General features: G+C 73.1%; 18 protein-coding genes. 8 read left to right on the forward strand and 10 right to left on the reverse strand.

What is annotated here, in order from left to right:
* The first annotated feature begins 131 nt into the window (after positions 1 to 131).
* A complete protein-coding gene (locus SJY14_RS15555; RefSeq protein WP_071255662.1) occupies positions 132 to 530 on the forward strand; it encodes a hypothetical protein in 399 nt (132 codons plus the stop codon).
* 427 nt (positions 531 to 957) lie between these two features.
* On the opposite strand, the gene SJY14_RS15560 is transcribed toward SJY14_RS15555, so the two are convergent.
* Positions 958 to 1,428, reverse strand: a complete 471-nt coding sequence (locus SJY14_RS15560) for a DUF805 domain-containing protein (RefSeq protein ID WP_071255660.1) — start codon at positions 1,426 to 1,428, stop codon at positions 958 to 960.
* A gap of 157 nt (positions 1,429 to 1,585) precedes the next feature.
* On the opposite strand from SJY14_RS15560, the gene SJY14_RS15565 reads away from it, so the two are divergent.
* The gene (locus SJY14_RS15565) at positions 1,586 to 1,840 is read left to right on the forward strand and encodes a DUF6458 family protein (protein ID WP_043593189.1); all 255 of its coding nucleotides are present in this window, start codon (positions 1,586 to 1,588) and stop codon (positions 1,838 to 1,840) included.
* 83 nt (positions 1,841 to 1,923) lie between these two features.
* Here the strand turns inward: SJY14_RS15565 and phoA are convergent, their stop codons facing one another.
* From phoA to SJY14_RS15580, 3 genes are all read right to left on the reverse strand, one after another.
* Positions 1,924 to 3,858, reverse strand: a complete 1,935-nt coding sequence (gene phoA / locus SJY14_RS15570; protein WP_396599379.1) for an alkaline phosphatase — start codon at positions 3,856 to 3,858, stop codon at positions 1,924 to 1,926.
* 185 nt (positions 3,859 to 4,043) lie between these two features.
* A complete protein-coding gene (locus SJY14_RS15575; RefSeq protein WP_396599380.1) occupies positions 4,044 to 7,046 on the reverse strand; it encodes an AAA family ATPase in 3,003 nt (1,000 codons plus the stop codon).
* Positions 7,043 to 8,269, reverse strand: coding sequence for an exonuclease SbcCD subunit D C-terminal domain-containing protein (locus SJY14_RS15580; protein WP_071255657.1), 1,227 nt, complete (start codon positions 8,267 to 8,269; stop codon positions 7,043 to 7,045). The genes SJY14_RS15575 and SJY14_RS15580 overlap by 4 nt, the downstream gene beginning before the upstream one ends.
* Before the next feature lie 183 nt (positions 8,270 to 8,452).
* Here SJY14_RS15580 and SJY14_RS15585 point away from each other — a divergent pair, with 183 nt between their 5' ends.
* A complete protein-coding gene (locus SJY14_RS15585) occupies positions 8,453 to 9,664 on the forward strand; it encodes a M20/M25/M40 family metallo-hydrolase (RefSeq protein WP_083396274.1) in 1,212 nt (403 codons plus the stop codon).
* Positions 9,665 to 9,773: 109 nt separating this feature from the next.
* On the opposite strand, the gene prpB is transcribed toward SJY14_RS15585, so the two are convergent.
* Both prpB and SJY14_RS15595 read right to left on the reverse strand, forming a co-directional pair.
* Positions 9,774 to 10,673: a methylisocitrate lyase gene (prpB, locus tag SJY14_RS15590; protein ID WP_071255655.1), complete on the reverse strand. Its 900-nt coding sequence runs from the start codon at positions 10,671 to 10,673 to the stop codon at positions 9,774 to 9,776.
* On the reverse strand, positions 10,673 to 12,340 hold the full coding sequence (locus SJY14_RS15595; protein ID WP_083396273.1) for an MmgE/PrpD family protein: 1,668 nt from the start codon (positions 12,338 to 12,340) through the stop codon (positions 10,673 to 10,675). The genes prpB and SJY14_RS15595 overlap by 1 nt, the downstream gene beginning before the upstream one ends.
* A gap of 151 nt (positions 12,341 to 12,491) precedes the next feature.
* On the opposite strand from SJY14_RS15595, the gene SJY14_RS15600 reads away from it, so the two are divergent.
* Together SJY14_RS15600 and SJY14_RS15605 are read left to right on the forward strand one after the other, a co-directional pair.
* Complete coding sequence (locus SJY14_RS15600; RefSeq protein ID WP_083396272.1) at positions 12,492 to 13,244, forward strand: Ltp family lipoprotein; 753 nt, start codon at positions 12,492 to 12,494, stop codon at positions 13,242 to 13,244.
* Positions 13,245 to 13,375: 131 nt separating this feature from the next.
* Positions 13,376 to 14,059 (forward strand): hypothetical protein, encoded by a 684-nt coding sequence (locus SJY14_RS15605; RefSeq protein WP_071255654.1) that lies wholly within the window; start codon positions 13,376 to 13,378, stop codon positions 14,057 to 14,059.
* 119 nt (positions 14,060 to 14,178) lie between these two features.
* Here the strand turns inward: SJY14_RS15605 and SJY14_RS15610 are convergent, their stop codons facing one another.
* The 3 genes from SJY14_RS15610 to SJY14_RS15620 all read right to left on the reverse strand — a co-directional run bounded on the left by SJY14_RS15610 (position 14,179) and on the right by SJY14_RS15620 (position 17,670).
* Positions 14,179 to 15,183, reverse strand: a complete 1,005-nt coding sequence (locus SJY14_RS15610; RefSeq protein ID WP_083396271.1) for an acetamidase/formamidase family protein — start codon at positions 15,181 to 15,183, stop codon at positions 14,179 to 14,181.
* Positions 15,180 to 16,634: an APC family permease gene (locus SJY14_RS15615; protein WP_055978072.1), complete on the reverse strand. Its 1,455-nt coding sequence runs from the start codon at positions 16,632 to 16,634 to the stop codon at positions 15,180 to 15,182. The genes SJY14_RS15610 and SJY14_RS15615 overlap by 4 nt, the downstream gene beginning before the upstream one ends.
* Positions 16,635 to 16,743: 109 nt before the next feature.
* Entirely contained in the window at positions 16,744 to 17,670 is a 927-nt protein-coding gene (locus SJY14_RS15620; protein ID WP_255364213.1) for a proline iminopeptidase-family hydrolase, read from the reverse strand.
* Positions 17,671 to 17,797: 127 nt separating this feature from the next.
* On the opposite strand from SJY14_RS15620, the gene SJY14_RS15625 reads away from it, so the two are divergent.
* The 3 genes from SJY14_RS15625 to SJY14_RS15635 all read left to right on the forward strand — a co-directional run bounded on the left by SJY14_RS15625 (position 17,798) and on the right by SJY14_RS15635 (position 21,484).
* Positions 17,798 to 18,604, forward strand: a complete 807-nt coding sequence (locus SJY14_RS15625; protein WP_071255651.1) for a FadR/GntR family transcriptional regulator — start codon at positions 17,798 to 17,800, stop codon at positions 18,602 to 18,604.
* A 137-nt stretch (positions 18,605 to 18,741) separates the two neighbouring features.
* The gene (locus SJY14_RS15630) at positions 18,742 to 20,472 is read left to right on the forward strand and encodes an alpha-glucosidase (protein WP_396599381.1); all 1,731 of its coding nucleotides are present in this window, start codon (positions 18,742 to 18,744) and stop codon (positions 20,470 to 20,472) included.
* A gap of 304 nt (positions 20,473 to 20,776) precedes the next feature.
* Complete coding sequence (locus SJY14_RS15635; protein ID WP_396599382.1) at positions 20,777 to 21,484, forward strand: hypothetical protein; 708 nt, start codon at positions 20,777 to 20,779, stop codon at positions 21,482 to 21,484.
* Positions 21,485 to 21,619: 135 nt separating this feature from the next.
* Here the strand turns inward: SJY14_RS15635 and SJY14_RS15640 are convergent, their stop codons facing one another.
* Positions 21,620 to 22,573, reverse strand: a complete 954-nt coding sequence (locus SJY14_RS15640; protein ID WP_396599383.1) for a siderophore-interacting protein — start codon at positions 22,571 to 22,573, stop codon at positions 21,620 to 21,622.
* Positions 22,574 to 22,746 lie beyond the last annotated feature (173 nt).

Raw genomic sequence — 22,746 nt, forward strand, 5'->3', positions numbered from 1 at the left:
GGAAACGAGCGACGGACGTCGCTCAACAGGACCACCGCGGCGGTCGGGTCCACCGGAGTGCGAACAGGTTAGCGGTCGGTGACGCGGCCCCGGAACCCCCTGACGAACGGTCGGTGGCCTTACCCTCAGGCATGGACGAAGCAGAGATCGACGACCACGCCCACCGATTCGTCACGGCCTTCGCGCTGCCGAGCAAGGTCGGACGCCTGAACAGCCTGCGCTCGACCGACGAGAAGCGGACGAAGTTCCGGGCGGGTCTCGGCCTGATGCCGTTCCGATCGGACCGCACCACCCGGCTCAGCCACGCGGACTCGTCACCGGCCGCCGTGCTGACGCGGTTGCGCGACCTCGGCGCGGGCGAACGCTGCGTGGTGTTCGAAGAGAGCAGGGAGTGGGCCGGCACCCTCGACGACGCCGTCGCGGCCGTGGTCGGGCAGGGCTACGGCGCCGTCATCTCGTGCCTGCCCGGCCGCCTCGGCTACGCCGAGTCCGAGTCGGGCGAGCGGCTCGTCCTGTCCCTCGACGAGTGATGCGGAGGCGGACCCGGCTCACACCGGGACCGCCTCCTGTGACCTACAGCAACCGGACGGTCGCGGTCACGAGCGCGACCAAGGCGGTCAGCAAACCGACCACCCCGGCACACGACTCGTACGCGTCGCTCCGGCTGCCACGACGACGGTGTCTTGCCATCGCGGGCCTCCTTGTCCCCAGGGCAGGAGGCTTGCGGTCTGCGCTCCCCCAGCCAGGTGGCCCGGGGATCGCATATACTTGAACGCGTAGCGATCCGAGTGTCAACGCCGCTCAGACCACTGGCCTCACACGAGGCGAGATCAGCCCCTGTTACCGCAGGGGCTTTTCTCTTGCTCATCGAGTCCGGCGCAGGCTTGCCTGGGTTCCCGCGCCGAGACGTCCATTCTGCCTGACCGACATGTCAATGTCGCCCCGAGACGCAACCGGTCAGGCCGGCCCCGGGTACTGCCGCTCACCGCCGGTGTCGAACCGCTCGCCCGAGGCGCGCGAGGGCAGCAGCGACATGACCAGCAAGGTCAGCCAGCCGAGCACCGGCAGCAGGTAGAAGAGCACGTACCAGGCGGTGAAGCCCCCGTCGTGCAGGCGCCGCGACTGCAGCGCGACGGTCGGCAGGAAGCTCACGACCGACCACAGCACGACGACGACGCCCTGGGGATCGATGTAGGTCCAATCGCCGTTGTCGCCCCCGGCCCAGGTCGACGTCCCGCCGCTGCCTGTGGCCCAGGCCTGCAACGCCCCCTGGAACACGAGCGCGATGACGAACCACCACCAGTACTCGCTGCGGCTCGCGCGCCCGTGGAACGTGGCGTACTTCCGCCAGAACCGGACGACCGCGACCTTGGGCGAGGCACGGTGGTACGGCTGGTCGAGGGGCACGGGGCCGGCGGCTCCGGTCATGGGATCTCCTGCGGTGTCGGGTGACGGGCTGCCCCATCCTCTCAGCGCCGTCGACGCGTCGTGGCCGCTCGACGCGGCCCGTCGGTACTGTGGGGCCCGCCGACCCTCGCGTCGGCGCCGTCGCCCACCCCGGGCGGCGCCAGACGAAGGAGACCCCATGAGCATCGGCGGCGGAATCGCCTTGATCGTGATCGGCGCGGTCCTCGCGTTCGCTCTCGACTTCCAGGTCGCGGGCATCGACATCAAGCTGATCGGCTACATCCTCATCGCGGCCGGCGTGGTCGTGACCATCATCGGCATCGCCTTCGCGTCGCGTCGTCGCTCGACGGTGTCCACGACCCGCAGCGCGGTCGACCCGGCCACGGGCGAGCGCGTCGAGCGTCGCTCGACCGACAGCGACCCGCTGGTCTGACCCGAGGGTCCGACGCGACCCGAGAACGCAGGAGGCGCGGTGCCGGCTGGCACCGCGCCTCCCGTGTGTCGGGGCCGGGGCGGCTAGAGCTGCACGCCGTCCTGCAGGGACGCCGCTCGGTGGCGACGGCGCAGCACGAGGGCGGCACCGGTGCCGGCGAGCATCAGCGCGAGCAGCAGGGCGGGCAGGGCGTCGGCGCCGGTGAACGCCAGGGGTCCGCTTCCGTTGCCGGCCGTACCCGCGCCTCCTGCGCTCGTGCCGTCACCGGGGACCGCCGCGGGCGGGGTCGTCGGCGCCGGGGTCACGGCGCCCACGACGACCGCGACCGTCGCGGCCAACGTCGTGCCGCTCTGCGTGCCGGTCAGCGTGATCGTGTAGTCGCCGGGAGCGGTGGGGGCCGTGACCGTGTAGGTCGCGACGCCGTCGATCACGTCGGCGATGCCGAGATCGGTCACCGTGCCGTCGACGTCGAGCGTGCCCGTGACCTGGCGGTCACCCGCGAGGCCGGCGGTGCTGACCGGGAAGTCGGCGCCGGGGGCGACCTCGGTCGGAGCCGAGATCGTCGCGCCGGTGCTGAGGCCGTCGAGGTCGCGGTCGAGCTGCAACGCGTTCACGATGGTGAAGAAGTTGTCGGTCTGGTCGATCAGGCCGACGACGTTCGCGGCGCCCGGGCCGTAGCCCGCGACGCGCAGCTGCGTGCCGGTGTGCTGCTGCGAGCCACCGGCCGCGGCCGTGCCGTAGGCGATCTTCATCGTGGTGCCGTCGACCGTCGTCAGCGCGGTGCTGAGCGTGGCGGGCGGCGTCGAGTCGACGATCTGGCTGGTGTGGGCGTGGTCCGCCGTGACGATGACCATCGTGTTCCCGTCGGCCTTCGCGAAGGCGAGGGCGGACTGGACGGCCTCGTCGAGGTCGAGCACCTCACCGATCTGACCGCAGGCGTCGGCGCTGTGGTCGCGCTTGTCGATCGAGGCACCCTCGACCTGCAGGAAGAAGCCCTGGTCACCCGTGTCGAGCAGGTCGATCGACTTCTCGGTCAGCGACTGCAACGAGAGGTCGGTGCCCAGGCGGGCCGGGTTCGGCTGGCAGGTCTGCGGGGCCAGGTCGGCTCCGCCGACGGTCGCCGTGGTGGCGGCGTACCGGGTCGGGAAGTTGCCGTCGGTGAAGGTGCCGAGCACGGGCTGCGCCTGGTCGGCGGTCGTCAGCGCATCGAGGCCTGCCGCGTCACGCACGACCTGGTAGCCGCGGTCCTGCGCCTGGGCGAACAGGGTGTCGCCCTGCCACTGACCGGCGCGGGCCGACTGACCGAACGAGGTCGCGCCTCCTCCGAGGGTGAGGTCGGCGCGGGTGCCGATGATCTGCTCGCTGATCGAACCGAGGCCGCCCTGGTCGAGGGCGTCGGCACCGCACTGGGTGACGGAGTCGGGGCCGTAGCAGCTGCGGGCGGCGACGTGCGCGGCCTGGACGGCCGGGGTGGCGTCCTGCAGCTCGGCGGTCGAGACGTTGCCGGTCTTCTTGCCGTTGGCCTTGGCGATCTCGAGCAGGGTGTCCTGCGGAACGCCGTCGACGTCGACCGAGATGGCGTTGTCGTAGGTCTTGGTGCCGGTGGCCCAGGCGGAGCCGGTCGCGGCGGAGTCGGGCACGTAGTCGGGCTTGCCCTTGTTCGCGCCGTCCTTGTAGACCGAGTACGTCGTGTACTGGCCGGTCAGGGGCAGGGCGTCGATGCCGGGCAGCGTTCCGCCGGCGCCGTAGGCGTAGTTGCGCGCCGAGGTGATCTCGCTGTCGCCCATGCCGTCGCCGATCAGCAGGATGACGTTCTTGGCGGGCCCGGCCTTCACCGAGTCGAGCAGCAGCTGCGTGCTGTCGTCGATGCTGCGCGCGGCGCCGCCGTTCTGGGCGACGTTCGCGGGGGTGGCCGCGAAGGCGGCGACGGGGCTGAGGGCGAGGGCGGCGACGGCGGCCGTCGCGACGACCCCCGTCGTCAGGGCCGCACGCCGGCGGTTCGGGGTGTTCTTCGACACGGTTCTGCTCCTGTGATCGTGATCGTGATCCGGTCGCCCCGCGACGGAGTCGTCGCGGGGCGGGGATCAGCAGACTCCTGCCGGGTGGCCGCCACGTGAACGAGGCCGTGCGCGCGGGTGAACACCCTCGGATGAGGGCCACCGCCGGCCGGCGAGGGCCGGCGAGGGCCGACGAGCCGACGAGGTCAGCCGACCGTCGAGCGCAGCACCGACGATCCGTCGGGCCGGCGGCGCACCTCGACCCGGTCGGCGATGCGCTGCTTGAGCTCGTCGACGTGGCTGACGATGCCGATCACCCGCCCCGAGGCACTCAGGCGACCGAGCTCGCTCATGACGGCGTCGAGGGTGTCGGGGTCGAGCGAGCCGAACCCTTCGTCGACGAACAGGGTGCCGAGCTCGAGTCCGCCGGCCTCGGCCTGCACGACGTCGGCGAGGCCGAGGGCGAGGCTGAGCGAGGCGTAGAAGGTCTCGCCGCCCGAGAAGCTGCCGGGGTCGCGGGTGGTGTCGGTGGTCGCGTCGCGGATGACGAGCGAGAGCCCGGTCTTGCGCGAGCGCGACCCGACCTCGCGTTCGTCCGACGACGCGAGCTCGTACCGCCCGCTGGACATGACCGACAAGCGCACGTTCGCCGCCGCCACGACCTCGTCGAACCGGCGCAGCAGCACGTAGGTGCCGAGCGTCACGCCCTTGACGTTCTCGCCGGTCGAGGCGCTGGCGAGGTTCGCCATGCGCACCACCGCCCGGGCGTGCTCGACGGCGTCGTCGGCCGCGGCCGCCACGGCCTCGAGGGCGGCCAGGGCCTGCCTCGTCCGCTCGGCCCGGTCGCCGGCGCGTGTCGCCCGGTCGGTGGCCTCGTCGAGCTCGGTCTCGACCAGGCCGAGGGCCTCGACGGCCGATTCGACGTCCGCCGTCTCGTCGCCGGTCAGCACGGCGACCTCGGGCTCGGCCAGCCCGGCCGCGACGATCGCCCGTTCGCGATCGTGGGCCGACACCCGCGTCTCGAGGGCCGCCAGGTCGCCTGCTTCGAGGGCGGCGGCGGCGACCTGGTCGACGTCGTCGAATCCGCTGCGCTCGAGGGCGGCGGCGAGCTCGGCGCGACGGACGGCCGCCGCGCCGGCGGCCACGTCGGCGGCGTCGAGGAGGGTCAGGAGGCGCGTGTCGCGTTCGACGCCGTCACCGACCCATGCGGTGAGTTCGGCGATCGTCGGGGCGTGACCGTCGAGCAGTCGCGCCATCTCGGCCTCGTCGTCGAGCAGGGCGCGCCGGTCGGCGGCGACGCGCTCCCGGCCGGTGGCGGCCCGCTCGCGGAGGTCGTCGAGCTCGTCCCGCAGCCGGTCGACCTCGCGGTCGTGGGCCACGAGGGCCGCGTCGGCCGCCGCGAGGGCGGTGCGAGCCCGGGTGGCCTCGGACACGCGCAGGGCCAGCCGGGCCAGCTCGGACTCGACGTCGTCGCGGGTCAGGTCGCCCAGGGCGCGGCGGGCCTCGGCGACCCGCCCCTCGGCGGTCGCGTGCCGGGCGGCGGACTCGCGCTGACGCGCCTCGGCCGCGCGTGCCGTCAGCGACGCGGCCTCGACCTGCTCGTCGGTGGGGTGCTCGGCGCCGGGAGACGCGGGGGCCGGATGCTCTCGCGAGCCGCACACGGGGCACGGGTCGCCGACGACCAGGCTCGCGGCCAGGTGGCCCGCCATGCCCTCGATCTGCCGACGGCGGAGGCCGGCCTCGTCGTCGAGGGCCCTCAAGGCCGCCGCCGAGTCGTCGGCCAGTCGTCCGGACGCCACGTCCACGGCCCGACCGAGGGCGTCGAGGTCGTCGAGGTCGCGCAGGCGGACCCGTGCCTCGGCCGTCGCCTGCTCGGCGGCGGCGAGGTCGGTCGACGTGTCGGCCAGGGCCTCCCGCTCGACGACGAGCGAGGACCGGACGGCGGGGGCCGCGACGAGGCGGTCGTCCAGCTCTCGGCGCCGCTCGTCGGCGTCGACGAGGGACTGCTCGGCCGCCTCGAGGGCTGCACGACGCCCGGGCAACCCTCTCTCGGTGCGGGCCGCCTCGGCCAGGAGCGCGAGTTCGGAGAGCCGGGCGTCGCGACGCGCGGCGACGTCGGCTCGGACCGGGGCCCCGTCGACGGCGGCGGACCCGGTGCCTTCGCCGTCCGTGACGCGCCGGGTGGCCTCGGCCAGACGGGACGCGGCGTCACGCTCGGCCTCCGCAGCCCGCGTGACCGCGGCGAGGGCGTCGGTCACGGTCGCGGCTCGGGTCGCTGCGGCGACGCGCAGCCGGATCGTGGCGATCTCGGCATCGCCCTCGTCGAGACGCGTCTGCCGGACCATCAGGTCGGTCCGCCGGTCGAGCGCAGCCTTCAGCGCTCGCACGCGATCGAGCGACCGTCGCGCCGCGTCTCGGACCTCGAGCACTCGCGACCGCCGGGCCGCCGCGTCGGAGGCCTCGGTCTCGAGGGCCCCGAGCACAGCCGCCGCGCCGTCGGCGGCCAGGGCCTCGTCGAGGGCGTCGGCGTCGAGTCCGCTCGCCTCGAGCAGTCTCGCGCGGGCCAGCTCGATGTCTCGGTCGGCGGCGGCCACGGCGGCGTTGGCGACCTTGCGCCGTTCGACGAGCTCGGCCGTGGTCCGCTCGTAGATCTCGGTGCCGAAGAGCGACTGCAGGACCTCTTTGCGTTTCTCGCCGGTCGAGCGGAGGAAGGCGGCGAACTCGCCCTGGGGCAGGACGACGGTCTGCACGAACTGCTGGCGCGTGAGCCCGAGGATGCGCGTCACCTCGGCGCCGGCCTCTTGGGTGCTGATCGAGACGATCTCGCCGTCGACGGCGTCGGGCGACGAGAGGCGCCAGAGCTTCGCGGTCGCGTTCGCGGGCGTCGTGCCCGTGCCCCGCGCCTTCGGACGACGGTACGCGGGCGTCCGGCGGATGCGGTGGACGCCCGCACCGTTCTCGAAGACGAGCTCGACGAAGGGCTCGACGTCGGGGGCGGCGTGGTGGCTGCGCAGGCGGTCGGGCGTCGAGGCCGAGCCGGCGAGCCCGCCGTAGAGGGCGAAGACGATCGCGTCGATGATGGTCGACTTGCCCGACCCGGTGGGGCCTTCGAGCAGGAAGGTGCCCGAGGCGCCGAGCGCGGCGAAGTCGATGCTGTGCTCACCCGCGAAGGGACCGATGGCCCGGAGCGTCAGCCGGTGGAGGTTCATTCGCTCGTCTCGCTCGCCCGCGCGGCCTCGTAGGCGCCGCGCACCACGGCCAGCTCGGTCTCGCTCGCGGCCCCGCCGGAGGCGAAGGCGACGAAGTCGGCCGCGACCTCGATCGGGTCGGACTCGGCCGTGACGGCGGCGAGCGCCGGGGCATCGACTGCTCCGACGGGCGTGTGGTGGATCGCGAGGGCGTGCGGGAAGTGCTCGGCCACGCGCGTGTAGAGCCGCTCGGGGTGCACGGGATCGGTGACGAAGACCCGCAGCCAGGCGTCGCGCAGGTCGTCGTGCCGGCCGTCGAGCAGGGCGTCGAGGGTGTCGGTCACCTCGGCGAGTCGACGCGGCACGGGGGCCGGGACGAGGTCGATCGAGACCGAGCCGTCGGCGGCCAGCTCGACGATCGTGGACGACTTGACCTGGTTCCGCTCGCCGAACGAGAAGGCCAGGGGCGAACCCGAGTAGCGCAGGCGACCGGACGAGCCGACGCGTTGGGCGCCGTGCAGGTGACCGAGGGCGACGTAGTCGACACCGTCGAACGCGGTGGCGGGCACCGAGTCGACGCCGCCCACCCGGATGTCGCGCTCGCTCTCGCTGCGCTCGGGTGACGTCCCGTCCTCGACGTCGACACCGCCGCCGCCCGGGATCTCGGCCTCGCGGTCGGCTGCGGGCCCGGCCACGACGAACGCGTGCGCCACCACGACCGACCGGGTGCCGGGCCGCCCGGCGAGGTCGTCGCGCACCCGCTGCATCGCGGCACCCACGACGGCCGCGTGCGACCGGGCCAGCGGCTCGTCGGCGCCCCCGGGCGCGAGCGACCGCCGGACGCTGTCGGGGTCGAGGTAGGGCAACCCGTAGAAGGCGACCGGCCCGTCCGGGTCGTCGACGACCACGGGCTCGTCGAGCAGGTCGACCGACGCCCGCAGGTGCAGCCCGGGTCGCATCAGCTCGGCCGCGAACCCCAGTCGCACCGCCGAGTCGTGGTTGCCCGGCGTGACGATCACGGTGGCGTGCTCGGTCAGCCCCGCGAGGGCCCGGCCGAGGAGGCGCACGCTGGGCACCGCGGGGACGGCCCGGTCGTACACGTCGCCCGCGACCACCACGACGTCGATCGAGCGGTCGGCCACGATCCGCACCAGGTGGTCGACGAAGGCCTGCTGGTGCTCGTGCAGGTCGACCCCGTGCAGCGTGCGCCCCAGGTGCCAGTCGCTGGTGTGCAGGATGCGCACGGCGCCCCTCTCGTGGATGTCGCGGTCGGTGCGGCAACGGGTGCCGGAGTCGGTGCCCCCGACTGTATCGGGGGCCCCCGACAGAGCCGGGTGCGCCTCCTCGGGACCGGCACCGCGCCTCCTCGGGTCCGGCACCGCGCCTCCGGCCGGTCGCCGCCCCGCCCACGGGAGTGAGATGGTCAGATGCCCGCACACCACGGCGGGCCCGACGAGAGCGAGACCGTGAGCAACGACCCCCTGCAGCCCGACCAGGTCACCGCCCTGCGCCGCGAGGTCGAGGCACGCCTCGACGCGATGGTGGCCGACCTGACGACCTACGCGAGCCTCGAGACGCCGTCCGACGACGTCGACCTGCTCGAGGCGGGGCTCCGCTGGATCGAGACCTGGCTCGGCGAGACCGTCGGCCCGCCGGCCGACCGCCGGGTGCACGTCGTCGAGGGGTACGGCGACACGGTGACGCTCGACTACCCGTCGCCGTCGGGGTCGACCGAGTGGGTGTCGGCCCTGTGCCACTACGACACGGTGTGGTCCGAGGGCACGCTGGCCGGGTGGCCCGTCACGGTCGAGGGCGACCGCATGACCGGTCCCGGGGTCTTCGACATGAAGTCCGGGCTGATCCAGCTCGGCAACGCCCTCGCGATCGGCGACCGCCTGGGGCTGCCGCGTCCGAACGTGCGCCTGCTGTTGAACGGCGACGAGGAGGTCGGCAGCATCGCCTCGCGTGAGGCGATCGAGCGCGAGGTCGGACGAGGAGGCGCGGTGTTCGTCTTCGAGTCCGCCGCCGACGGCGCCGTCAAGACCGCCCGCAAGGGCGTCGGCATCTTCGAGGTCGAGGCCTTCGGGGTCGAGGTCCACGCCGGCCTGCACCCGCGCTCGGGTGCGAGCGCCGTCGACGAGATCGCCCGCGTCGTCCTGACGCTGCACGCGGCCGCCGACGTCGAGGCGGGCACCTCGCTCAACGTGGGAGTGCTGCAGGGCGGCACCCGCACCAACGTCAAGGCCGGCTACGCCCGGGCGATGGTCGACGTCCGCGTCACCTCGTCGACCGAGGCCGAGCGCATCGAGCGGGTCTTCGCGGGGCTCGCGGCGCACGACCCGGCCGCGACGCTGAAGGTCACCGGCGGCTGGAACCGTCCACCGATGGAGCGCTCGGCCGCGACCGGTGCCCTCTACGAACGCGCCGCCCGGGTCGCCGCCTCGCTCGGCTTCGAGTTGCGCGAGGTGTCGGTCGGCGGCGCCAGCGACGGCAACTTCGCCGCCGCGCTCGGCCTGGCCGTGCTCGACGGGGTCGGCGGCGTCGGCGGTGGAGCCCACGCCCGCCACGAGTGGATCAGCGTGCACGGCATGGTCGAGCGCACCGAGTTCGTCACCGCCCTGCTCGCCGACCTCGCCTGACCGCCGCCCTCCCCGGCGACCGACGCCGCGCCTCCGCCCGGACCCCAGGAAGTCGCCGAGACCCCGGTGCGCGCGCAGGGGTCTCGGCGACTTCCTGGGGTCTCGGGCCTCAGGCCTCGAGCGTGAAGTCGTAGACGCCGGCGTCGAAGCGGGCGTAGCCGGGGTAGTCGATCAGCTCGTAGAGCTCGGCACGGGTCTGCATCGACGGCACCTGCGACTCGAGCGACCCGTCGGCCGCGAGTGCGTCCAGGGCGCGGGACGCCGCGCCCATCGCGGCGCGCATCAGCGACACCGGGTGGATGACCATGCTGACGCCCACGTCGTGCAGCTGCTGTCGGGTGAAGAGGGCGCTCTTGCCGAACTCGGTCATGTTGGCGAGCACCGGCACGTCGAGTGCCGAGCAGATCGCCTCGAACTCGCCGAGGTCGGCCATCGCCTCGGCGAAGATCGCGTCGGCGCCGGCGTCCACGAGCGCACGGGCCCGGTCGATCGCCGCCTCGAGGCCGTCGAGGGCCCGGACGTCGGTGCGGGCCATGATCACGAGCGCGGGGTCGCGTCGCGCGTCGACCGCGGCCCGGATGCGACCGGTCGCCGTCGCCGAGTCGACGACCTGCTTGCCGTCGAGGTGGCCGCAGCGCTTGGGGTTGACCTGGTCCTCGATGTGCAGACCGGCCACGCCAGCGGCCTCGAGCGCCTGGACGGTGCGGGCGACGTTCATCGGCTCGCCGAACCCGGTGTCGGCGTCGACGAGCACGGGCAGGTCGGTCATCGACGCGATCTGCCCCGCCCGCGTGGCGACCTCGGTGAGCGTGGTGAGGCCGATGTCGGGCAGCCCGAGTTCGTTGGCCATCACGGCACCCGACACGTAGACGCCGTCGAAGCCCTTCTGCTCGATCAGGCGGGCGGTCAGCGGCGTGAACGCCCCCGGGAACGTCAGGGTGCGCTCGTCGGCCAGGCCCGCCCGGAACGCCGCACGCTTGTCGGCCGGCGACACCGTCGAGTACAGCATCAGAACAGCCCGCCCGGCTGGGCGACGGCACCGGCGAGCGCGTCGGGAGCGACGATGCCCAGCTGCCGCACCTCGGCCGCCGTCAAGGAAGGGAGGCGCGTGGCCAGGTCGACGAACCGCTCGACCTCGGCGTCGGGCAGCACGCCCTCGGTCAGCGTGCGGAACTTCCGCACGTAGTCCTCGCGTCCGAAGGGCCGCGCCCCCAGCGGGTGGGCGTCGGCGACGGCGATCTCGTCGACGAGGGTCGTGCCGTCGACGAACTCGACCTCGATGCGGCCGCCGAACGCCTTCTCGGCGGGGTCGGTCGAGTGGTAGCGGGCCGTCCAGGCGGGGTCCTCGGCCGTGGTGATGCGTTGCCACAGCTCGACTGTGTCCGGACGCTGTGCCCGGGCGGGGGCGTAGCTGCGCTCGTGGTGCCACTCGCCGTCCTGCAGGGCGACGGCCACGATGTAGGGGATGGAGTGGTCGAGCGTCTCTCGGCTGGCGGTGGGGTCGTACTTCTGAGGGTCGCCCGCCCCCGAGCCGATGACGACGTGCGTGTGGTGGCTGGTGTGCAGCACGATGCGGCGCACTTGCGCCGGGTCCCGCAGGGCGGGGTGCGAGCGACCGAGCCGACGGGCGAGGTCGATCCACGCCTGGGCCTGGTACTCGGCCGAGTGCTCCTTCGTGTAGGTGTCGAGGATGCCCCGCTTCGACGCCCCCGTCGCCGGCAGGGGCACGTCGTACGACGCCCCGGGCCCGTCGAGCAGCCAGGCGATCACGCCGTCCTCGCCCTCGTAGATCGGGGCGGGGCTGCCCTGGCCGCGCATCGCGCGGTCGACGGCCTCGATCGCGGCCTTGCCCGCGTACGCCGGTGCGTAGGCCTTCCACGACGAGATCGCCCCCTTACGCGACTGTCGCGTGGCCGTCGTCGTGTGCAGCGCCTGACCGATGGCCTGGTGCACCACCTCGGTCGACAGCCCGAGCATCGTGCCGAGGCCGGCGGCGACCGACGGGCCGAGGTGGGCGACGTGGTCGATCTTGTGGGCGTGCAGGCTGATCGCCCGGACGAGGTCGACCTGCACCTCGTAGCCGGTGACGATGCCGCGCAGCAGGGCCGCGCCGTCGAGTCCGCGGTGCTGTGCGACGGCGACAAGCGCCGGGATGTTGTCGCCGGGGTGCGAGTACTCCGCCGCGAGGAACGTGTCGTGGAAGTCGAGCTCGCGCACGGCGACCCCGTTCGACCAGGCGGCCCACTCGGGCGAGACGGGGTGCTCGGGCGCGACGCCCGTGACCTGCGAGCCCGCGCCTCCGGTGGTCGGCGGGTGCGCGAGCGCCTGGTCGCGGGCGACGGCGACCGGCGCGCGCAGCAGCGACGCGGCCGAGACGGCGGCGTTGTCGATCAAGCGGTTGATCACCATCTCGGTGACGTCGTCGTCAATCGGGGCATCGTCGGTGGCGAGCGCGGCGAGGCGCCAGGCGAGCTCGTCCTCGCGGGCCAACGGCTCGTCGCTGCGGTGCACCCGCACCGTGTGCACGACGAGGTCGGCGGCCGGGGCGGTCGGCCCGTCCGGCCCGCCCGTGACCCCGGACGAGGAGGCGCGGGTCGTGTCTGCCCCGCCGCTCGCGTCGGTCGTCGCCCCCGCGTCGTGTGCGTGCTCGGACGCCTGCTCGTGCTGCGTGCCCATCGGCCACCCTCTCTGGTGGGGCGGGCGTCGTCGCGACCCGCCGTGCGCCGTCGTCGGTGACGGCCGTGTCGTTGCCGACCAGTCTCGCACCCCGGACCCCTGCCCCGTTCGGGGGCGGACGCACCGGTCGGTCGCATGGCAGGCTCGGGGCATGACCACCGAGAGCCCGCTGGGGGGCGGCTCCGACGAGCGACGCCCCTCCGCCGACCAGCCGACCACGTCCTACCCCGCGACGGGGACGTCCACCCCGCCACCGCGCTCGGGTCGCCCCGGCGGCCTCGCCCTGGCCGCCCTGATCGTCGGCATCGTGGCCTTCCTGCTCGGCCTGGTGCCGGTGGTCGGCACGATCGTCGGCCTCGCCGCCGTGGCGCTCGGCGTCATCGCATTGGTCCGGCACCAGTCGAAGGTCCTGGCGTGGATCGGCCTCGGGCTGGGAGCCGTCGCCACCGTCGTGTCGATCGTCGTCGCCATCGGCCTCGGCGCGGCGATCGACAGCGTGCAGCAGGACGACCCCGCCGTGACCGCGACGTCCGAGCCCGCCCCTGCCCCCACGTCGTCGACGCCCGCGCCCACCGCGTCGGCCACGCCGACGTCGGCGGCCGCCGACGTGCCGGCCGACTACGCCCAGGCCCTTGAGGACGCCGAGCCCTTCGCGATCAGCCTCGGCAGCAGCAAGGCCTACACGTTCTCGAAGCTCGTGGCCGGTGGCGCGTCCGAGGCCGCGGCGCAGTACGCCGTCGACACGGTCGGCGCCGACTGGCAGGCCAACGCCGTCCGCAAGGCCAAGGCCTACGCGCGGGACGGCATGACCGGCGACGTGCTGCGCAACCAGCTCGTGAGCGAGTACGGCGAGTGGTTCACGGCCGAGGAAGCCGACTACGCCCTGGCGCACCTCGGCGACTGACGCCCCGTGACGTGATCGTGACCCGGGCCGGCCCGACGTCATCCTGTGGGACGACTGCGCGGGCCGGACCCGTCACTAGCGTCGAGATCGGCGAACGGGTGGGACGACCCGACGACCAGGAAGGCACAACCATGAGGAGCACGACCATCAGGGGCACGACCGCGAAGCGGACGGCGACGATGACGGGGGCGACGGCCTGCCTGGTGCTGGCCCTCACGGCGGGCTGTTCGAGCGGTCCCGGCGAGGTGACACCCGATCCCTCGAGCCCCGGCTCGTCGGAGCCGTCCTCGCCCGCGCCGTCGGGCACCGCGACACCCACCCCGATCGCGACCCCCGGGCCGATCGCCCTGCCCACCGATTGCACCGACGTCGTCGACCAGGCGACCTACGCCGCGACCTTCGGCGACAGCCCGCTCAACCCCGTCGAGTTCGGCGGCTCGGGCACCACGTCGGGCCTGGTCACGCCGACCGAACCGCCCACGGGGGCCAGCGCCGTCGAGGTCGTCGGGGCCGCGAACGAACTGAGCTGCCTGTGGCGCGACCCGCGCGCCGACGTCTCGGGCATCTCGGTCGCCATGGGGCACCTCGACCCCGCGGTCTCGGGCCCGGCCTTCGACGGGCTCGCCTCGGCCGGCTTCACGTGCACGACCGTCCACGAGGGCCGCAGCTGCCAACTCGTCACGCCCGACCCGCAGTACCCGGTCGACCGCACGCAGACCTATTGGGCCCGGGACGACGTCGTCGTCACGGTCGACCAGACGAACGTGCCGACGGACGACCTGATCGGCTCGATCGCGACGCGCCTCTGGGGCTGAATCCGCGCCTCCTGCACCTGTCGCACCGTGAACTGAACGTCGCACCGCCGAATTCGGCGGTGCGACGTTCAGTCGGTGGTGCGACGCACGCGCCGCGCAGCGGCGCGGCGCGGCGCGCGCTAGAGCACGCTCTTGGGCACGCGGTGCAGCGTGACCGCGCCGACGGCGTCGAACGGGTGCAGCGGGTCGGGGGCGACCGAGCCGGTCGGGCCGCCGAGCCGCGAGTGCCCCACGGCGCTGAGCACGGCGTAGGCGTCGCCGCGCGACCAGCCGTGGTCGTCCACGAGGAACGAGAACGCGTCCTCGTAGCCGCGACGGATGCTCTCCTGCACCGGGTCGCCGAGGCCGACGAAGATCCAGTCGTCGGCGGTCTCGATGCGCGGAGCCCGCAAGCCGAGGCCCGGCACCAGGTCGATCGAGACGACCGCCGTCCCCTCGGCCTCGATCGCCACGAACGACGATTCACCCTCGGCCATGATCGCGTGCACGTCGCCGATCGACAGGTACGCGCCCTCGACCATGACCGGCAGGTAGACCGTCGAGCCGACCGTGTTCTCGGTGACGTCCATGTTGCCGCCCTGGGCGTACGCGGGCATTATCGTCGAGTTCTCGCCCTCGGCGGGCGCCGTGCCCATGCAGCCGATCATCGGCCGGGCCTCGAACACGTGCCGGTCGGTGACGTGCACCCCGTCGGAGTCGATCGGCACGCGGCGGGTGAACATCTCGTCGCCCATCACGTGCTGCAGGGCTCCGGACCCGGGCAGGCTGACCGACCAGCCGTGCTCGATGAGTCGGATCTCGTGCACCGTGACGGCGAGCGCGTCGCCCGGTTTCGCGCCCTCGACGTACACCGGCCCGGTGACGGGGTTGATCGGCACGGACAGCTTCGCCAGGTCGTGGTGCCGGTGCAGCTCGGCGTAGACGGCGTCGCTCGTCTCGAACCCGATGCGTTCACCCGTGCCGGGTTCGATGCGCAGGGCCGGCGGGGCCGTGGCGGTGAACCCGGGGCGACCGTGCTCCTTGCCGAGGAAGTGGTCGATCCCGTCGTGCCGTGGCCCCGAGGAGGCGCGGGTCGACTCCCCGACGGAGGCGCCGACCCCCGAGCCGGTCACGTCGCCACTCATGCGTCGTGCCGTTCGGAGTCGGTGGCGGGGGTGGACGCGACCGCGGAGTCGTCCGCGCCCTGCCCGAGGGTCGGCGCCGCGCCTCCTCGGCTGCGGTAGTAGAGGAACACGCCCGCACCGAGCACCAGCCAGATCACGCCGCCGATCTTGGCCTCGGGCGCGGCGTTGACCAGCACGTAGCCGATGATCAGGAACCCGACCACGGGCACGACGAGGTGCAGCAGCCAGTTGCGCGACTTCTTCTTCACGACGTAGTGCACGACGACCGAGACGTGCAGCAGCATGAAGCCGAAGAGGGCCCCGAAGTTGACCAGCGAGGCGATCACGTTGATCTGTCCGACGAAGAACAGCACGAGCACGGCCGAGAGCGCCGACACGACGAGGATCGCGGCCTGCGGCACCTGACGCGTGTTGATCTTCGACAGGAACGCCGGCAGCTGCTTGTCGCGGCTCATCGAGAACAGCAGGCGCGAGGTCGCGGCCTGGGCGGCCATCGCGTTGGCGATGCCGACGGCGAGCACGTTGACGACGAAGAACGCCGTCGCCCACCCGCTGTTCGACGCCTCGCGCACGAGGTCGAAGAAGGCGTTGCCGGCCTCGCCCTCGGGGAACGACTCGCGGCCGCCGGCGAGCGCGCTGGCCAGCCAGGTCTGCAGGATGAAGCAGAACGCCACGATGAACAGGGCGATGATCATGGCCTTGCCCGCTCCGCCGCGCTTGCCGGTGCTCTCTTCGGACAGGGTCGAGATGCCGTCGAAGCCGAGGAAGCTCAGCACGGCGATCGACAGGGCCGAGGCGATCAGCGGGGCCGTGACCTTGCTCGAGTCCCAGATGGGGTCGGTCGTGAACTCGGCACCGGGGATCGTGCCGCCGTTCAGCGCCGTCACGGCGATGATGACGAAGATCACGATGAAGACGACCTCGATGGCGAGGAACACCCGGTTCATCAGCTTGATCGAGCTGATGCCGAGCAGGTTCACGGCGGTGTTGATCGCGACGAAGATCAGGGCCCACATCCAGCGGGCGGTGCCCGGGAAGATGCCGATCATCGACTCGGCGGCGAAGACGTAGAGCAGCGTCGGCACGAGCAGGTAGTCGAGCAGGATGGCCCAGCCGGCGAAGAACCCGGCCACGGGGTGGATGCCCCGCCCGACGTACGAGAAGACCGATCCGGCGAGCGGGATCGACTTCGCCATCTGCGCGTAGGCGAGGGCGGTGAAGATCATCGCGACGAGGCCGACCAGGTAGACCAGCGGCACCATGCCCGACGAGGCGTTGTAGACGGTGCCGAAGATGGCCCAGGGCGCGATCGGCACCATGAAGATCAGGCCGTAGATCAACAGGTCGACGGTCGAGACCGACCGCTTGAGTTCTTGCTTGTAGCCGTACTGCTCGAGCTGCTGCTGGTTGCTCAGCTCACCGCCGGAGGCGGCCTTCGTGGGCAGGGACATGGTGTGCTCTCTCGCTCGGGTGGGGATCGGGTCGGTGCGGTGGGGGTGCGGCGGGGTGGGGATCGGGAGGCGCGGGTCGCGCCGGTTCAGGAGGCGCGGCCCGCGCCGGTCAGGAGGCGCTCGCGGCGTCGCTCACCTCGTCGTGCGCCGCCAGGAACGGTGCGACGACGGCCCGGAACTCCTCGGGCTGCTCGAGGTGTGAGCAGTGGCTGGCGCCGGCGAACACGTGCGAGCGGACGTCGGCGATGCCGTCGACGAACGGCTGCCAGGTGGCGGGCGTCGCCTCGTCGAACTCGCCCGCGACGACGAGGGTCGGCGCGGTGATCGACGGCAGCCGGTCGACGATCGTCCAGTCGCGCATCGTGCCGATGACGTGGAACTCGTTCGGCCCGTTCATCGTGTGGTAGACGGTCGGCTCGGCCTCCATCTGCTCCTCGCTGTCGACGAAGTCCTGCGGCATGGGCACCACGCGGCAGACGTGACGCTCGTAGAAGACCTGCGTGGCGGCGAGGTACTCGGGGTCGGTGGTCGTGCCGTCCGCCTCGTGGCGGGCCAGCGCCTCCTGGGTGTCGGTCGGCAGCTGGTCGCGCAGCTCGCCGGCGCCCTCCACCCAGAGCTGCATGGACGCGGGCGAGTTGCAGATCGCCAGGCTCGCCAGCCCGTCCGGTGCGGTCACGGCGATCTCGGCGCCGAGCATCCCGCCCCACGACTGGCCGAGCAGGTGGTACCGCTCGAGACCGAGGTGCGCGACGAGGGCCTCGAACTCGGCGACGAACAGGTTCGGCTGCCAGAAGTCGACCGGGGCGTCGGGCAGGTGGGTGCTGCGACCGCAGCCGAGCTGGTCGTAGTGCACGACGGTGCGGCCGGTCTCGTCGGCCAGGGCCTCGAGGTTGCGCAGGTAGTCGTGGGCCATCCCCGGGCCGCCGTGCACCACGACGAGGGGCAGCGCACCCTCGCGCGGCTCGTCGGGCGTGGTGACCCGGTACCAGGTCTCGGCGTCGTGGAAGGGGGCGGTGCCGGTGGTGATCGTGGACATGCGGGTGAGCATGCACCCGGCTAAGGTCTCGCGACAAGACCTTTCGCGATGCCTTAATCTGCTCGTAACACGACGAGACCTCGACGGCTCCGCGCACGATGGGTCGGCGAATCGGGACGGGGACGCGATGGGCCAGGACGACAGCCGAGGAGGCGCGGGCGGCGCGCGCTCGGACGTCGCGGTCGACGGCGCCCTCGGTGGCGCGCTCGGGGCCCCTCTCGCCCCCACGACCCGGGTCGACGACCTCACCGACCGCCTCGTCACGGCCATCACGATCGGCGAGTACCTGCCCGGCTCACGCCTCCCCGCGGAGCGCGACCTCGCCGCCTCGCTGCGGGTCGGCCGCATGACGGTCCGAGCAGCCCTGGCCCGCCTCGTCGAGCAGGGGTTGATCGTGACGCAGCGCGGGCGCGGTGGCGGCTCGTTCGTCCAGGCGCCGGCCCCGGGGTCGGGCACCGACGTCGTGCGCCGCACGCTCGCCGCGCGGTGGTCCGACCTGCGCGACACGAGCGAGGCGATCAGCCGCCTGCACGGCGTCGTCGCCGAGGCCGCGGCCGAGAACCGCACCGAGACCGACGTCGACCGGCTGCACGACCGACTCGAGGGCTACCGCGACGCCGCGTCGGGGCTCGCGTCGCAGAAGGCCGACGAGGCCCTGCACGTCGCGATCGCCGAAGCCGCCGGCAACGCGACGCTGCGCGGCGTGCTGTTCGACCTCGAGGCCCGGGTGAGCATCTCGGCACCGGCGCACCTCTGGGGCGGGCCGGACGGCATGCGCGAGATGGAGCTTCGCGCCCTCGCCGACCACGAGGCGCTCGTCGCCGCGATCTGTGACGGGCGGGCGGCGGACGCCGCGGCCGTCGCGCGCGAGCACGTCAAGATCGACCTCGAGCTGCTCGAGCGCGAACTCGGCCGCTCCGACGCGACCGGCTGAAGCCTGCCCTGGCGGCCGACCCGCGCCTCCTGAGCCCCCGGACCCCAGGAAGTCGCCGAGACCCCCACGCGCGCACGGGGGCCTCGGCGAGTTCCCGGGGTCTCGGCGTCACGGCGCGGCCGTGACAGGCTGGGCGGGTGAGCGACTCGACGACGAACGACACCGGCCCCACGACCGCCCCGCCCGCCTGGTGGACGACCGCGACGGTCTACCAGATCTACCCGCGCAGCTTCGCGGACTCGAACGGCGACGGGGTGGGCGACCTCGGCGGCATCCGGCAGCGACTCGGTCACCTGCACGACCTCGGGGTCGACGTGATCTGGCTGTCGCCGATCTACCGGTCGCCGCAGGCGGACAACGGCTACGACATCAGCGACTACGACGACGTCGACCCGCTCTTCGGCACGCTCGACGAGTTCGACGCCCTGACGGACGAGGTGCACGCGCTCGGCATGAAGCTGGTCATGGACCTCGTCGTCAACCACACGAGCGACGAGCACCCGTGGTTCGTCGAGGCCCGGTCGTCGCGCGACGTCCCGAAGCGCGACTGGTACCTCTGGCGCGATCCGCTGCCGTCGGGCGAGGGGGCGGACGCCGCGGGCACACCGGGCGCCGGCACCCATCCGACCGCGTGGCGCAGCGCCTTCAGCGGCCCGGCCTGGACCCTCGACGAGCGCACCGGCCAGTACTACCTGCACATGTTCGCGTCGAAGCAGCCCGACCTCAACTGGGAGAACCCCGACCTGCGCCGGGCGGTGTTCGACATGATGAACCGCTGGCTCGACCGGGGTGTCGACGGCTTCCGCATGGACGTGATCAACCACATCGCGAAGGAGCCCTCGTCGCTGGAGCCCGGTGCGTCGCACTTCGTCATGGGCGGGCAGATCCACGACCACCTGCGCGAGATGCACCGCGAGGTCTTCGCGCACCGCACCGACCGCGAGCTGATCACGGTGGGCGAGATGCCCGGCGTGACCGTCGACGACGCCCGGCTGTTCACGGCCGCCGACCGGCACGAGCTCGACATGGTGTTCCAGTTCGAGCACGTCGGCCTCGACCACGGGCCGGCCTCGAAGTTCGACAACCTCCCGTTCGACCTCGTGGCACTGAAGCGCTCGCTGTCGCGCTGGCAGGACGGTCTCGCCGATCAGGGCTGGAACAGCCTCTACCTCGGCAACCACGACCAGCCGCGGTCGGTGTCGCGCTTCGGCGACGACGGCCGGTACCGGTTCGAGTCGGCGACGTTGCTCGCCACCGTGCTGCACCTGCACCGGGGTACGCCGTACGTCTACCAGGGTGACGAGATCGGCATGACGAACGCCGGGTTCACCTCGATCGAGCAGTACCGCGACATCGAGTCGGTCAACTGGTTCGACGAGTCGGTCGCGGCGGGGGCCGACCGCGAGGCCCTGCTCGAGGCGTTGCGCTTCCGCAGCCGCGACAACGCGCGCACCCCGGTGCAGTGGTCAGGAGGCGCGGCGGCGGGCTTCAGCACCGGCACCCCGTGGATCGAGGTGGTCGCGAACCACGACACCGTGAACGTCGAGGCCGACCGTGCGGCGGGCGACCGCTCGGTGTTCGAGCACTACCGCCGCCTCATCGCGTTGCGGCACGAGTCGCCGGTGGTGGCGCTCGGGTCGTTCGAGCTGCTGGCACCGGAGGACGAGCGGCTGTACGCGTTCACCCGCACGCTCGGTGACGAGCAACTGCTCGTGCTGGCGAACTGGTCGGGCGAGCCGTACGAGCTCGACCCCGCCCTGCACCCGGCGCTGCGGCGTCGCTCGGTGCCGCAGGTCGTCATCGGCAACGTGCCCGGCGGGGCCGGGCTGACGCTCGCGCCCTGGGAGGTGCGCGTCCTGCAGGCCTGACCCGCGCCTCGCCGCCCCTCCCCTCGCCCCTCTCACGTGTGCAAATCGCGACAGCGGAGGCGCGGCGCGCCGCTCAGGTCGGAAGATGAGCGGCGCGCCGCGCTCCCCTCGTCGGGTTCGGCACGCCGCACGGGGCGCGGGCGGTCGGGTTCGGCACGCCGCACGGGGCCCGAGCCCCCGACGCGAGCACGCGTCGCACCGTCGACTGAACGTCGCACCGCCCCTGTGCACGGTGCGACGTTCATCCGACGGTGCGACGCCCACCCCCGGACCTCACACCGCGGACCCCGGTAGCGTCGGCGAGGTGAGCGATCCCGACGACGCGCCCGCGCCTCCTGACGGCCCGACCGAGCCCGACCCGACCGACCCGGCACCCGCCGACCCGAGCGACCCCGACCCCGCAACCGCCGAGCTCCCGCACGGCTGGGTGCGCATCGGCGAGCGCCGCTGGTGGTCGACGTGGGTCGGGGCGACGACGTTCTTCGTCACCTTCTCGGCGCTCCAGGGCGTCAACTTCGTCGCGGGCATTGCCGGGGCGACCGTCCGTTGGGACCTCGCGCTGCTCCTGGGCGTCGGCGTCACGGTCGGGATCTTCGCCGTCATCACGCTGATCCGCAACGCCCGCTCGCCGCAGCCCTGGGTCGACCTCGAATCCGGGCAGCTACGGGCCGGCACCCGCCGACCGATCCCTCTGGCCCAGGTCGATCGCGCCGTCCTCACGACGGCGCCCGTCGGCAACGGCGGCCGGGTGGTCGTGCTCCGGCTGACCGCCAAGGAGGCGCGGGTCGAGTTCATCCTGCGCGACCGGCAGGACGCGACCCTCGACCCGACCTCGACCGCCGTGTTGGCGGAGGCGCTGCGCCGCACCTCCGTCGCCATGCCGACCTCGATCCACGATCCGACCGGCCGGTTCGCCCGCTACAACTTCCCCGGCCACATCGGCCGCGACGACGCCGTCGCCCTCGTCGAGCACCCGCCCGCCGCCGGCGAGCCGTTGCCAGCCGCCTGGTGACCGCGGCCTGGTGACCGGTTCGTCCTCGATCACCCTCGTCCGCGACCACGTCGCACCACGGTCGTGTCGTCGAACCACGCCGGACGGTGGTTCGACGACACGACCGTGGTGCGACCTCCGGGCAGGTGGCGGCCCTCAGCGCTTCCAGTACCCCGAGAACGTGATGCGGTTCTTCGGCAGTCCCGCTGCGTGCAGGTGCCGCCGCCCTCCGGTCGCCAGCGCGGACTCGCCCACGACGTAGGCGTAGGCCCGGGGGTCGGCCGCCGACCGCGAGAGCAGTGCGGCGAGCGCCCCCTCCCCCGGCGCGGCACCCCCGGCACCGCCGAGAGCCGCGCCGTCCCCGCCGTCGACCGCCCGGCCGCCGGCCGCCCGGCCGCCGAGCTCCCGGGCATGGAGCTCCCGGGCATCGAGTTCGTCCCGCACCACCCACGTCACCTCGACGCCGTCGGGCGCGTCGAGCGGACGCACGTCGCCCCGGGTCGGCACCTCCTGGATCACCGATCCCATGGAGGCGCGGTGCAGCGACCGCACGATCCCTTCCGTCCCCGGCAGCCCGGTCTCGTCGGCGACCAGGTGGATCTCGGTCGCGTCGTCGGGGGCGTTGAACAGCACGCCCTGGTCGAGCAGGCCGAGGGCGTCGCCGGGGCGGGCGGCGCAGGCCCAGATCGCCGCGCCTCCTTCGAGTTCGCCGGACTCGCCGCGGTGCAGCACGAAGTCGATGTCGAGCTCGGCGCGAGAGAACCCGACCGCGCCGGCCGCACCTGCACCCAGACCCGCACCCGCCGAACCCGCCGGCCGGAACTCGCGCACCGTGTAGTTCGCGCAGTGCGGCCGCTCGGCCTCGGGGATCGCAAGGTACTGCGCGTACCAGAGCGACGTCGTCGCCCGCGGCAGCCGCAACGAGTCGCTGCCGGGCAGCGGCAGGAACAGCCGGAACCACTGGTCGAAGCCCATGTCGCCGAACTCGTGCAGGTCGTCGCCGACGACGGTGACGCGCTGGAAGCTCGGCGAGACGCGCTCCGAGCGCAGCACCTCGAGACGGTGCACTCGGGGGTCGGCGGGCTTGACGGGCGGGCGGCGGGTCGACATAAGGTAAGGCTAACCTAACGAACTGCGGGCCGCATCCGACGTCGCCGACCACGCCTCCGACGGGCACGCCGACGTCGAGCCACCCGCCCGACCTGTACGACCGCACGACCGCACGACCGCACGACCCGCGAAACCGCGCCCTGCCCCACCGCTCCACCACGATCCGAAGGAGA

Origin of the sequence: Frigoribacterium sp. R86507, assembly GCF_044597695.1 — a bacterium.
GTDB lineage: Bacteria > Actinomycetota > Actinomycetes > Actinomycetales > Microbacteriaceae > Frigoribacterium.